Below are 12,113 nucleotides of genomic sequence, written 5' to 3' on the forward strand. Positions count from 1 at the left end.
GGACTAGCTCAATCGAGCAATGGCTTGAGCAATACGGCTCATCGCTTCTTCCAGCTCCTGATCGCTGGAGGCATAGGACACCCGGAAGTGGCCGGGTAGCTCGAATGCCGAACCGGGCACCACCGCCACCCCTACGCTGCGCAGAAAATACATGCACAAGTCCTTGTCTGTGCTGATCAACTGACCTGCTGGATCACGCAAACCCAATACACCTTGGCAACTGGGGAATACATAAAACGCCCCCATGGGCAAATCACATTCAATACCCGGCATGGCATTGAGCGCTGCCACAACCCTGTCTCGGCGGCGTCGGAACGCTTCCACGAATTCGGGCAGAAAATCCATTGGGCCATCGAGTGCTGCAACTGCTGCGGCCTGGCTGATGGAGCTGGTATGAGAGGTTGCCTGCGACTGCACCAGATTCATGGCCTTGATCAAGTGCAGCGGACCTGCTGCAAACCCAACCCGCCAACCTGTCATCGCATAAGCCTTGGAGACGCCATTGATAGTCAACGTGCGGGCCGCCATCTGCGGGGACAAGGCTGCAGGCGTGGCAAAAGGCTCATCGCTATAACGAATCTTCTCGTACACATCATCAGCCATCACCCATACCTGCGGGTGACGTAACAACACCTGCTCCAGCGCCTCCAGTTCCTGACGCGAATACACCGCGCCGCTGGGGTTCGATGGCGAATTGAGCATCAGCCATTTGGTGCGGGGGGTGATAGCGCGTTCAAGCTGATCTGCTTGTAACTTGAAACCGCCTTGTGCACTGCAACGCACAATAACCGGCTGCCCACCCGCCAGTAACACCATTTCGGGGTAAGACACCCAGGCGGGGGTAGGAATGATGACCTCATCGCCTTCCTGCACCGTGGCCTGCAATGCGTTGTACAAAGCTTGCTTGGCCCCGCAACCGACCTGGATTTGATCCGGACTGAAATGCAGGCCATTGTCACGCTCGAACTTGCGCACCACCGCCTCACGCAAGGTCAAGGTACCTGCCACTTCGGTATAGCGGGACTCATTGCGATCAATCGCTTCTTTGGCCGCCTGACGCACATGCTCGGGAGTCGCAAAATCCGGCTCGCCCTGACTAAGGGTGATGACTGACTGCCCCTGTTGCCTCATTTGATTTGCCAGACGCGTCATCTCCTTGGTGGCTGATGCTTTCGCTCCCAACACGCGCTGGGCCAGCGCGATCTCTTCCTGACATTGCACAGAGCTCATTGTGTCCATCCTACTTTTACTTTGAAAATGAAACGGGTCAGCAGCAGCGGCAAAAATATCGCCATCAACAACACCAGGCTATAGGCACTGGCCTGCGCCAACCGCCCACTGTCCACCAATTGAAAAACCTCGATCGGCAGGGTGCTCATCCCGCCAAAATACAGAACCACCGTCGCTGATAGCTCCGACAGCGTCGTAATCCACATCAGCACCGTGGCCGCAATCACCGCAGGCCACACCACCGGCAACACGACCCGCGCAAAAGTCGGCATAGGGGCCACACCCAGACTGATGGAGGCCTCCTCGATAGAGTTACGCAAATTGTGCAAAGGCCCCATGGCAGCACGCACACTAGTGGGCACCCGGCGTAAAAAGTAGGCCAGCGCCATAATGCTCCAGCTCCCAGTCAGCACAAGCCAACCGCTGTTGAACACATTGATCAGCGCAATGCCCAATACCGTGCCTGCAATCGTTAAAGGCAGCATGACCAGCACATCCAGACTGGCAGAAAGACCAGAAGGGCGTTTTACGATCAGGTAGGCGGCCAGTATGGAAAACACGGCACCTGCACTGGTGGCCGCCGCGCCCAGCAGCAAGGAGTTGTACAGAGGACCGGGGGCCTGCACCAGCGCTTGCTGCATGTGGCTTAAAGTGAACCCGCCATACTTCAGCACCGGCCCAATAGAGGGCGTGAATGCAGTGACAATCACCACCATCACAGGCAATACCGACAAGACAATCAGGATCGTCACCAAAGCAGCACACACGCCCGCCTGCCAAGCCTGCAAAGGGACTCGCTCCGGAGGTCGACCGGACTCCATCTGATACGTACGTCGGGCCACGACCCATTTTTGAATCAGCAGCAAGGCCAAACCCAAAAACACCAGCAAAGAGGCCATCGTGGTCTGCATCTGGGGATTACCGCCCATCTCACTGACAAACTCGTTGTAAGTCTTGACCGCCAGAACCGGGGTACGAGCTCCCAGAATGGCTGGAACGCCAAAATCCCCAATCACATGCATGAAAACCAGCACTGCTGCACCGCACAAAGCAGGCACCATCAGGGGAAAGGTCACCGTGCGTAAGGTGCGCCCTAGAGAGCTGCCCAGACTTAGCCCCGCCTCTTCCAGGTTGCGATCCATGGACTTCAGACCCACCAATACGGCTACATAGGCGTACACGTAATTGTTCAAGGTCATGACAAAAACCAGACCCCACCAGGAATACAAGGAGGGCAGCTCAAACCCAAAGGGAGCCAGCACGCTATTGAGCACACCTTGTTTACCCAGCACCACAATCCAGGCCGCAGCCACCACCACATCCGGAATGACCAAAGTCAGCAGGGGCAAGACACCCAGGCAAGCGGCCAGAGGAAAAGAAAAACGAGCTGCTGCCAGAGCCAAACCGGCACCCAGCACCAAACTGAGCAGCGTTACCGCCCCACCCAGCCACAGGGTGTTGAACAGGCTTTCCCGATACGCCGGTTCAGAGAAAAACTGCACATAGCCGTGCAAACCAACCTGGCCTTCTTTGTTAAACAGGGAGCTGGCCAGCATGGATAAGACCGGCCACAACAAAAAATAGCCTAACAAGGCCAATGCCCCCAGGGCCAACAACAGCCAGGCTGGATCACGTCGCAAAGAGCCCAGCATCATGTCCGCTCCACTAAAAGAGCGGACTCGGGAACGCGCAGGACTACCGCATCACCCCGTTCCCAACTCTGACTTGAGCCGGTATTCCAGACCACCGCCTTCAAGAAACCAAAACCAGTGCGCAATTGATAAGCCGTGCTGGGGCCCCGGTAATCCACATGCTCAATCCGCGCGGCAATGTCACCCTCTGCCAGCGGGCGCGGGGCATCCACACTCAAGGTTTCTGGCCGCACCGCCAACATCGTCTGTTCAGAGAAACGCCCGGTAGACTGGATGCGCACAACGCAGCCCGTCGTCTGAAAGCGGCGACAGCCATCGGCCGCCTGACTCAGTTCCTCTTGAACCTCGATCAAATTTGCCCCACCCACAAAATCAGCGACAAAGCTGTTATCAGGACAGCGGTAAATCTGCTCGGGCGTCCCAACCTGGCGTACACAGCCCCGGTCCATGACGGCAATGTAATCAGACACGCTCAGCGCTTCTTCCTGATCATGCGTCACAAATACCGTGGTAATACCTGATTCCTGCTGCAAATCCCGCAGCATCTCACGCAGATCAGTACGCAACTTCGCATCCAAAGCGGACAAAGGCTCATCCAGCAAGAGCAGGTCAGGTTTGATGACCAAGGCACGCGCCATGGCCACCCGCTGTCGCTGTCCCCCGGACAGAGCGGAAGGCGCAGCATCCGCTTTATCCTTCAAGCCAACGCGCTCCAGCATTTCCAGGGCGGGGCTGCGGGCTTGAGTGCGCGACAGGCCCCGCGCCAGCAAACCGTAGCTGACGTTATCAAGCACGCTACGGTCCGGAAACAGCGCGTAATCTTGAAACACCATGCCTACGTTGCGTTTGTGCACGGGCACTTGCGTCATTTCTTTCTGGCCGAACAGCACCTTGCCATGGTCAGGTCGTACGAATCCGGCCAACATGCGCAGCAAAGTCGTCTTGCCACAACCCGATGGTCCCAGCAGGGTAAACAACGAGCCACTGGGGATATCCAGATCCAAGCCCTGAAACAAGGTCTGGGGACCGTAGCTCTGTCCAATGCCTGATAAATGTATCTGCATACGAGTCACGCTTAACTCTGAGAAACCAGAGCACGCCAACGCAACAAGAAAGCATCGCGCTCGGCACCCATACGCGCATCATCCAGGGCATGAATGCTGATCTGGTCCATGGCAGGCAAGGTCGTCAGCGTATTGACAGCAATATCGTTGCGCAAAGGGCGGCGGAACGCGCTTTTGAATACTTCTTCCTGCGCCGTCTGGGAAGCCAGAAAGTCATACAGCTTGCGGGCGGACTCGGGGTTACGGCCGCCTTTGATCAAGGCCATCCCTTCCGGCGATAAAAAAGTGCCCTCTTTGGGATAGACCAGAGCAATCGTATCCAGCCCGCCAGCCACATATTGATAGGCGGCATACTCCATCGTCACCGCAATCGCAAACTCACCATTGGCAACGCCTTCATAGGCACCTGAAGTCGTCCCGACTACCACGGCATTGCGCACGACCTTGTCAAATACCTCTTGGCCCATCAGGTCCTGCAAACCGTACAAAGCGACGTAAGAGGAGCTGCTGCGCTCCGGATCGGGAATCACGATCTTGCCCTTCCAGGCCGGATCAGCCAGATCCGCCCAACTGGCAGGAGCCTTGAGTTTGCCCAACTGACGCTCATTCACCATCAACACCGTGACATGGGTATTGGTACCCAGCCAGCGTTGCTCGGCTCCCTGGAACTGCGCGCCCACCGCACTGGCTTCAGGCGAGGAGTAGGGAGCCAGGTACTGGGCATACTGCGACAAAGTCGAAAACCCGCCCGACCAGAATAAATCCCCCAAAGGCTGCTCTGCTTCGGCCTTGATACGTTGCATCAATGCACCGGAACCGGCCCGCACCACCGACACCGATATCTCGGGGTGAACCTGACGGAACTGCTCAATCACCGTGTTCACCACATCGATGTTATTGGAGGAGTACAACACCACCTCATCCGCCTTTGCAGCACCCGAACCCAAGCATGAAAGCATGAGTAAAGCGGATAGATAAGGAAAACGGTTTTGCATGATTATTTCCTGAAATTTAAATAAAATTGCATGAAAATCATGGTATTTATCTTAGATGACCGTTCTGTTACACCCTACCTCAACCCTTCGCCCACTGTGACCCTATCATGAGTTTTGATCATGCTTGAGACTGTCCCTCTTGTTCCCCTGCGCGTGTTTGTCGCGGTGGGCCGACAAGGCAATTTCACTCGCGCTGCCCAAAGCCTGGGAATCACCCAAAGCGCGGTCAGCCGCCACATCGCCACCTTGGAAAAAACAACCAAGCAAGCCTTGTTCATTCGACGCGGCCCTTATATTGAACTGACGGCAGCAGGCCTGCAGTTGTATGACACGGTCAAAGATGCAATGGCCACCCTGGAGATGGCCATTCAGCAAATCACCCACCATCAGGATCAGCACGAACGGCTGCGAGTACGCACCTCCATGCCCAGCTTTTCAATGACAGTGCTGGTGCCCATGCTTGGTCAGTTCACCGCCCAGCACAATAGGCAGATTGATCTGATCACCAACCTGTCCCCACCACGCCCCAATGAAGAATTTGATGTGCTGATCAGCCGTGACCTAAGCCTGCCTGATAGCGAAAGCTGGGAGCTCACACATGAAGAGCTGGTCTGCGTGGCAGCACCGACCTTGATCCAACAGCACAGCGGGCAGGCTTGGGAGCATTGGCCTATGGTGACCGCACGTTCAAGGCCAGACGTCTTGGGCTTATGGGCACTTGATCAGAATATCGAGCCTTCGCGCCTGCTGATGAGCGCTACCTACGATCACCTGTTTTTCGCGATTGCCGGCGCGATTGCCGGATCAGGATTTCTTGTTGTGCCACGTTTACTCGTCATGGACCATCTGCGCGATGGCGTCCTGCGAGAAGTTGGCTCAGGCCAAGTGACTACTGGCGCGACCTACATGGCCTACGTCAACACGCAGTCACCACAGCAAAACCAGGCGCGCCAATTTTGCCGCTGGTTGAAAAGCAGCTTGCGGCAACGCAATGCCCCTTAAGCCTATCCATGTCGGATCACTCATTCGGTCAAACTCTACGACGTCGTAGCTGACTTAACCAGCTATACGCACTGACCAGCGTAATACCCATCAGCACCAGCAAGGCTCCGGTCACAAACCGCGGTTCGATGGCTTCACCCAGCAGAAACGCCCCAAACAGAACACCAAACAAGGGCGTTGCAAAGGAGAACACGCCCAGGCGCGAGGCCTGATAGTTACGCAGCAGCCAGAACCAGACCAGAAAGCTCAAGAAGGCCACCACCACGGACTGGAACACCAGACTGGCCCCCAGCAAACGCGACCAATGCACCTCGGTTTGCCCACTCGCCATTGCTGCCACCATCAAGATCACAAAAGCGCTGAACAGTTGGTACAGCAAAGCCTCGGAAGGCGGTACGGCAGACAGACGCGTGCTACGAATCAGCACCGTCGTGAAACCCCACAAGGCCCCGGCGGCCAACGCCATCAGATCGCCCAACAACATGCGGCCCAAATCTGCCCCTTCCAGACTGGCCGGGCCTAAAAAGGTAATGGCGATACCAATCACCGCCAGACCAATCCCCACCCATTGCAAACGAGCCAGCCGTTCAGACGGCAGCAGGATGTGCAGGCCCAAGGCCGCAAAGACCGGCGCGGTGTACAGAAACACCACCACGTGGGCGGCGGAGGTAAAGCGCAGGCTCTCGCCCAGCAGCAGATACTCCAGTGCAAACAGCAAACCTGCCATCAGCCCCGGCTTCCAGGCCCCCGGTGAAAAGGCCAGCGTACGCGTACGCAGCAAAACCAGCAGCGCCACCAATACACAGGCCACGCCGGAACGCAAACCAATCTGAAAGATCGGTGCCATATCCTGTGCCGTGGCCTTCAGCAAAATCTGCTGAAAGCTCCAGATCAGGCACAGAACCAGCATGGCACTGCTGGCCAAGCCGTCCAGGGGTTTACGTTCTTCGCTCATGGTTTTTTTATCCGAAAAATAGCGTGCTTCGCCCCTTGGGCCGAACCGGTGGAGGGGGTCGAAAAATTGATTATCCGTGAAATCGACCCGAATCAAAACGGGGCAAAACTTTCTTTACCCTCGGATAAGCCTTAATTGATATATCAAAAAGCCCTACCTAGAATCATTTAAGCCTAAAAAATAGCAACAGGCTTCGGAGACAGACATGACGCTAAGCAATACCGACCGGGTACGAATCGAACTGGAGCACCGCATTGCCAGCGGTGATCTGCCGCCTGGCAGCGCCATTGACGAAGCCTTGCTGTGTACTTTTTTCCGGGTATCGCGCACCCCAGTCCGCGAGGCCTTGCTGCAACTGGCGGCCACCGGGCAAGTGCGCATCGCCCCGCGTGCCGGGATTTTTGTCACTCAGCACACGATTGAAGAACTGGAAGAAATGCTGGAAACCCTGGCCTTGCTGGAAGGAGCCTGCACCCAACTGGCCGCCTACCGCATCAGCAATGCCCAGATTCGCGAACTAGAGCGTTTGCAAAAGCGCGGGGCCAAAGCCTTGCAAAGCCAAAGCCTGACTGACTACGCCACCTACAACGCCGAATTACACGCCCTGATTCACAGCATTGCAGGCAATACCTTCATGGTGCAGCAAATTGAACACCTGCGCCGTTTGACCAACCCTTACCGCCATCGCCATCTGGATCAGGAAAACCGCATGGAGCAGTCCTGGCATGAACATCAGGCACTGACCCAGGCCCTGGCCCAACGCGACGGCCCCAGCGCCATGCAGGCCGCAGCCAGCCATGTGCTGTCCGGTGCAGAATCCCTGCGCCGTGTCGCCCAAGCCCATCCCGAGAAATGGGAGTTCGACAAGCGCGAGCGCTATAGCTGGCTGAACGCCCAGCTCAACCCTTTAGCCGGGTTTTATATGCGGCACTGAATCAATAAAAAGCTAAAAAACTACCACTCATACCGAGGAGACTTTCTCATGTTTGCAAGCCGTTTCACACGGCGTGCGCTGGCTGCGCTCGCCCTGACATTAACCCCTCTGGCTGCGGTACACGCGGCAGAACCTATTCGTCTGGTCGTGGGTTTTGCACCCGGCGGCGGGGTCGATACCCTGGCCCGCGTCACCGCCCAGGCCCTGAGCAAAGAGCTGGACCGCACCGTAATTGTGGAAAACAAGTCCGGCGCAGGCGGCACCATTTCGGCAGACTATGTCTCCAAGTCCCAGGCCGATGGCAACACTTTGCTGTTTGCCGATACCTCCTTGCTAGTCGCCCCTTATATCTACCCAGCCCTGCGCTATGACTTGCAGCGGGACTTCGCTCCCATCGGCATGGTGGGCCAGTCCGATCTGGCCTTGGCCGTCCCTGGCGACAGCCCGATTAAAACCGTGGCTGAACTGATCGAAGCCATTCGCAAGGCTCCCCCTCAAACCGAAACCTTTGCCTCGGTGGGCGTAGGCTCGGTGCACCATTTGGGTGGCGAGCTGTTTGCCTTGCAGACCAAAACCGAACTGGTTCACGTTCCCTATCGCGGTGGTGCGCCAGCCAGTCAGGCCTTGGCTGCCGGTGAAGTCTCCATGTCTTTCGCCAGCCTGGCGTCCTCGATTGGTTTGGCCAACTCCGGCCGCATCCGCTTGCTGGCCACCTTGTCCGAGCGCCGCTTCCCCGGCATGCCCGACCTGCCCAGCGTATCGGAAACACTGCCCGGCTATAGCGTGACACCGTCGCTGTTCATGCTGGCCCCACAAAACGTGGACCCGGCCTTGATCGCCACCGTCAGCAAGGCGCTGGCAAACAGCATGCAGCAAAAGCAAGTACAGGACGCCTTCCTGGCTCAAGGCTCGGTAGCAGGCTATCAGGATGCCCAGGCCACCGAAAAATGGCTGGGTGAAGAAACAGAACGCTGGGCCAACGTCATCAAGACCGCCCAACTCGACTTTAAACAATGAAATAAGCAGCGACTTTTATGACGACTGACAACTCTGGCGCTCAGCGCCCCGTACTGGGCCTGATCGTCCCACCCGCCGCCGGTCTGGTGCCTCCTGAAGGCCCGGAAATGTACCCGGAAATTGACTTCATCGCCCAAGGACTCGCCTTGAGTTCAGTGGACAAGGAAGGCTATGACCAGGTCATCGACCAGGTGGTGGAAGCCGCCCAAAAACTGGCTGCCCGTGGTGCGCAGGCCGTGTCCCTGATGGGCACATCGCTGAGCTTTTACCGGGGCTCGGACTTTAACGAAGAGCTGGTGGCGCGTCTGCGCGAATCCACTGGCCTGCCGTGCTCCACCATGAGCCATGCCATTTTGCGCGGCCTGCGTGTCAGTGGCATTGAACGTGTGGCGGTCGCCTCTTCCTATATTGATGACGTGAACCAGCGACTGGTCCACTTCCTGAGCCAGAACCAGATTCAGGCCGTCTGCGCCTATGGTTTGGGCGTCAATGACGTCACGGCCATGTCCAAGATCAGCACGCAAGAGCTGGTCGATCTGTGCCTGAAAACCTGGGACATCGCCCAGGAGCAGGCTCCCGGTCAGGCACAAGGTTTGCTGCTGTCTTGCGGTGGCCTGGTGTCGCTGGAAGCTGTGCGTCAGGTCGAGGACAAATTGGGCGTCACCGTCGTGTCCAGTTCCCCCGCCGGTTTCTGGGATCTGGTGGCAACCGCTGGGCTGGATTTATTTCCACGGGAGATGGGGCGTTTGGCACAAGAGCGCCAAACAGCCTGATCGAAAGCCGTTTTACCTAGGCGCGGCCCGGCGACAAAAAAAAGCCCCCACGCTACGCCTTCGGCTTGCTGCCCCCCGAGGGGGAGTTTTTTGCCTTGGGGCGGCCCGGCGACAAAAAGCCTGCACGCGCCTGGGCTCCCTCTACGCTGTCACGACACACCAGCGCCTGATCGGCGTCCATATAAATGCCCAGACGGTTCATGGCATTGGCTACCTGATTAACCGACTCCTTGGTCATGCGAATAATCGCCGCAGGCGACTCCGAAGCACGTTTGGCCAAAGACTGTGCCACCGACACGGCCTGACCGGGTTCGCAGACTTCATCCAGCAGCCCCCAGTCCAACGCCTGTTCAGCACCGAAGCGTTCAGCCAGCAAGATGGCACGTTTGGTACGAGCGGCACCCAGCATGTTCACCATGCGCGGAATCGCCCCCCAGCCCATGTTCAGGCCCACCTTGGCTTCAGGCAGATACAGAAAGGACGTCTGCGAGGCCACTCGCCAGTCGCAAGCCAGTGCCAACGCCACCGAGCCACCGACAGCCGCGCCTTCAATCGCGGCAATGGTCAATTGCGGCAGCTCTTCCCACAAGCGACACAGACGCGCACCGCGCTGGGCCACGTCACGGCGCTCCAGCAAACCGGCCTGTTCGTCGTTCCACTTTTGCGGGTCTTTCAGATCAATCCCGGCCGAGAAAATATCCTTGGCGCCGGTCAGCACGACGGTGTGAATCTCCAGCGACAAGGCCAGATCCTGCGCCACCTGCGTCAGGGCCAGCAAAGTGTCCTGATCGATAGCATTACGGTTGACGCCGCGATCAAAGCGCACCAGCGCATGGTCGCCCGTCACCTTGACCGTCACACTGCGGCCATATTTGCGTTTCATGAATGTCTCCCCAAAGGTTCGGAAAAATCAGCTCTGCGAGCGGTGGCTCCCATCACTGCGCGACAGGCGCGTGACGTAGCGGAATTCATAAGGTGGGTAAAAGCTGACCGCCACTTCCATGACCTTGCCCGCCAGATTGCGGAAGGTACGGATAATCAGCAAAGCAGGATCGGAGTCCTCGTAACCCAGAAAACGGGCGACATGCGGCGGAAAACGTGAGGCGGAAATCTCCATTTCGATGGTCTCCACCACTTCGCCGCAATGCTCTTCCAGCAGCGGATACACACCGCCGGGCTGAGTCGAAATCAACTCCGCCACCGCCTGGTATTCCTTGCGCAGATAAATATCTGTCCAGGAAATGCCGCGCTTGCTGCCCGGCACACTGCGGTAGGTTTCCACCTTCACCCAATCATCAGGCTCACCGTCCAGTGCTGTTTCAGGCGGCTGCTTGTCCACACGGGCCGCCTTCTTGTGCACGTGCAGATCGGTGAACTCCAGATAGCGTTGCAACTGGTCCGTGGTATCCAGCGCCAGACCAAACTGCGGTTTGGGATGCTGGCGAATGACGGTCGTACCGGCACGCCGACGCCGCTCGATCAAGCCCAGATCGGTCAGCTTGCGTATGGCTTCACGCGCCGTATGCCGACCGACTCCGTACATCTCGCACAGCTCCATCTCGGTGGGCAGCTTGGAACCGACGGGGTAATGGCCCGAACGGATCAGCTCCAACAAGCGATCGCTCATGTTCTGATACAGGGTTGGCTTGGCGCTGGACTGGGATTCGTTGTTTGCCATACGGTTTTCAGCTTAAAGAGACAGGCGGCGCATTGCTGCCAGGGTGTCGCGGGTGAACTGCTCAGGACATTCACTTTGGGGAAAATGCCCGATGCCCGGCCATTCTATATACTCCACTGGAACTTTGCCCTCTCGCAGCAAGCGTTCGACCTCTCTGGCGGACTCTGGCGGCACAGACCAGTCCTCGCCACCCTCCACAATCACCACCGGGCAACGGATGTCATTAAGAATCTGTTCCATGCGAAAGCCGCCAAACGCGCAGATATCCGCAAAAGCCACCGCCGGAATGCAACGTCGGGCATCGGTCACCACTTCCAGCGCACGGGCCGGGTCGGACAAGGTGCCCATCAAGGTACGGAAAGTTACTTCAAACCAGTCGCCCGGATTGATGCGCGCCATCTCCAGAATGCGCGGGTTATAGCCGGAGGACTTCACCACATTCACCGAAGCACCATCGACCAGCACCAGGCCACGAATACGCTCGGGTGCCATGGCAGCGGCCTGGGCGACAACGCCTCCGCCCATGGAATGGCCCATCAGGACCGGGTCCTTAATACCCGCTGCGTCCAGAAATTGCAGCAGATACTGGGCGTTTTGCGAGGTGACGGTATGAGGGCCGCCCACCGGCATGCCGCTCTTGCCGTGGCCGGGCAAATCCAGTGCATACACCGTGTAAAAGGGTGCAAAGTGGTCCAGCACATATTGCCAGGACAGGCTGTCCTGACTGGCGCCGTGCACCATCACCAAGGCCGGACCAGAACCGGCCAGATCGTAATAAGCGCGGATACCGTCCGCGGTTGTCACATAAGGCAT

General features: G+C 57.6%; 12 protein-coding genes. 4 read left to right on the forward strand and 8 right to left on the reverse strand.

The genetic code is table 11. The annotated features are described in order from the left end of the window. Positions 1–3: 3 nt before the first annotated feature. The 4 genes from OSH09_RS15890 to OSH09_RS15905 are packed head-to-tail and all read right to left on the reverse strand — an operon-like array spanning position 4 to position 4,941. Positions 4–1,230: a pyridoxal phosphate-dependent aminotransferase gene (locus OSH09_RS15890; RefSeq protein ID WP_207872744.1), complete on the reverse strand. Its 1,227-nt coding sequence runs from the start codon at positions 1,228–1,230 to the stop codon at positions 4–6. Next, positions 1,227–2,885: an ABC transporter permease gene (locus OSH09_RS15895; protein ID WP_207872743.1), complete on the reverse strand. Its 1,659-nt coding sequence runs from the start codon at positions 2,883–2,885 to the stop codon at positions 1,227–1,229. The genes OSH09_RS15890 and OSH09_RS15895 overlap by 4 nt, the downstream gene beginning before the upstream one ends. Further along, a complete protein-coding gene (locus tag OSH09_RS15900) occupies positions 2,882–3,946 on the reverse strand; it encodes an ABC transporter ATP-binding protein (RefSeq protein WP_207872742.1) in 1,065 nt (354 codons plus the stop codon). Before OSH09_RS15900 ends, OSH09_RS15895 begins: the two co-directional genes overlap by 4 nt. An 11-nt stretch (positions 3,947–3,957) precedes the next feature. Further along, positions 3,958–4,941, reverse strand: coding sequence for an ABC transporter substrate-binding protein (locus tag OSH09_RS15905; RefSeq protein WP_207872741.1), 984 nt, complete (start codon positions 4,939–4,941; stop codon positions 3,958–3,960). 120 nt (positions 4,942–5,061) lie between these two features. Between OSH09_RS15905 and OSH09_RS15910 the strand changes: the two genes are divergently transcribed. Beyond that, positions 5,062–5,943, forward strand: a complete 882-nt coding sequence (locus OSH09_RS15910) for a LysR family transcriptional regulator (protein WP_207872740.1) — start codon at positions 5,062–5,064, stop codon at positions 5,941–5,943. Between the two features lie 28 nt (positions 5,944–5,971). Here the strand turns inward: OSH09_RS15910 and OSH09_RS15915 are convergent, their stop codons facing one another. Next, positions 5,972–6,898 (reverse strand): DMT family transporter, encoded by a 927-nt coding sequence (locus OSH09_RS15915; protein ID WP_266121534.1) that lies wholly within the window; start codon positions 6,896–6,898, stop codon positions 5,972–5,974. A gap of 205 nt (positions 6,899–7,103) precedes the next feature. On the opposite strand from OSH09_RS15915, the gene OSH09_RS15920 reads away from it, so the two are divergent. From OSH09_RS15920 to OSH09_RS15930, 3 genes are read left to right on the forward strand one after another with little or no spacing between them, the layout of a single operon-like run. Beyond that, positions 7,104–7,832, forward strand: a complete 729-nt coding sequence (locus OSH09_RS15920; protein WP_207872738.1) for a GntR family transcriptional regulator — start codon at positions 7,104–7,106, stop codon at positions 7,830–7,832. Between the two features lie 48 nt (positions 7,833–7,880). Further along, positions 7,881–8,849, forward strand: coding sequence for a Bug family tripartite tricarboxylate transporter substrate binding protein (locus OSH09_RS15925; RefSeq protein WP_266121535.1), 969 nt, complete (start codon positions 7,881–7,883; stop codon positions 8,847–8,849). Positions 8,850–8,866: 17 nt separating this feature from the next. Beyond that, entirely contained in the window at positions 8,867–9,622 is a 756-nt protein-coding gene (locus OSH09_RS15930; protein ID WP_207872736.1) for an arylmalonate decarboxylase, read from the forward strand. 52 nt (positions 9,623–9,674) lie between these two features. On the opposite strand, the gene OSH09_RS15935 is transcribed toward OSH09_RS15930, so the two are convergent. Genes OSH09_RS15935 through OSH09_RS15945 form a run of 3 tightly spaced genes read right to left on the reverse strand, consistent with a single transcriptional unit; the run spans position 9,675 to position 12,113 of the window. Next, positions 9,675–10,505, reverse strand: coding sequence for an enoyl-CoA hydratase/isomerase family protein (locus OSH09_RS15935; RefSeq protein ID WP_266121536.1), 831 nt, complete (start codon positions 10,503–10,505; stop codon positions 9,675–9,677). A 27-nt stretch (positions 10,506–10,532) separates the two neighbouring features. Continuing rightward, the gene (locus OSH09_RS15940; protein WP_207872734.1) at positions 10,533–11,300 is read right to left on the reverse strand and encodes a GntR family transcriptional regulator; all 768 of its coding nucleotides are present in this window, start codon (positions 11,298–11,300) and stop codon (positions 10,533–10,535) included. A gap of 12 nt (positions 11,301–11,312) precedes the next feature. Next, entirely contained in the window at positions 11,313–12,113 is an 801-nt protein-coding gene (locus OSH09_RS15945; protein WP_266121537.1) for an alpha/beta fold hydrolase, read from the reverse strand.

This window comes from Alcaligenes parafaecalis (assembly GCF_026344135.1).
Lineage (GTDB): Bacteria > Pseudomonadota > Gammaproteobacteria > Burkholderiales > Burkholderiaceae_B > Alcaligenes > Alcaligenes parafaecalis.

Bases quoted from the DNA above. Each gene is read 5' to 3' on its own strand.
- OSH09_RS15890 (WP_207872744.1), bottom strand. From the start codon at position 1,230: ATGAGCTCTGTGCAATGTCAGGAAGAGATCGCGCTGGCCCAGCGCGTG.
- OSH09_RS15895 (WP_207872743.1), bottom strand. From the start codon at position 2,885: ATGATGCTGGGCTCTTTGCGACGTGATCCAGCCTGGCTGTTGTTGGCC.
- OSH09_RS15900 (WP_207872742.1), bottom strand. From the start codon at position 3,946: ATGCAGATACATTTATCAGGCATTGGACAGAGCTACGGTCCCCAGACC.
- OSH09_RS15905 (WP_207872741.1), bottom strand. From the start codon at position 4,941: ATGCAAAACCGTTTTCCTTATCTATCCGCTTTACTCATGCTTTCATGC.
- OSH09_RS15910 (WP_207872740.1), top strand. From the start codon at position 5,062: ATGCTTGAGACTGTCCCTCTTGTTCCCCTGCGCGTGTTTGTCGCGGTG.
- OSH09_RS15915 (WP_266121534.1), bottom strand. From the start codon at position 6,898: ATGAGCGAAGAACGTAAACCCCTGGACGGCTTGGCCAGCAGTGCCATG.
- OSH09_RS15920 (WP_207872738.1), top strand. From the start codon at position 7,104: ATGACGCTAAGCAATACCGACCGGGTACGAATCGAACTGGAGCACCGC.
- OSH09_RS15925 (WP_266121535.1), top strand. From the start codon at position 7,881: ATGTTTGCAAGCCGTTTCACACGGCGTGCGCTGGCTGCGCTCGCCCTG.
- OSH09_RS15930 (WP_207872736.1), top strand. From the start codon at position 8,867: ATGACGACTGACAACTCTGGCGCTCAGCGCCCCGTACTGGGCCTGATC.
- OSH09_RS15935 (WP_266121536.1), bottom strand. From the start codon at position 10,505: ATGAAACGCAAATATGGCCGCAGTGTGACGGTCAAGGTGACGGGCGAC.
- OSH09_RS15940 (WP_207872734.1), bottom strand. From the start codon at position 11,300: ATGGCAAACAACGAATCCCAGTCCAGCGCCAAGCCAACCCTGTATCAG.
- OSH09_RS15945 (WP_266121537.1), bottom strand. From the start codon at position 12,113: ATGCCTTATGTGACAACCGCGGACGGTATCCGCGCTTATTACGATCTG.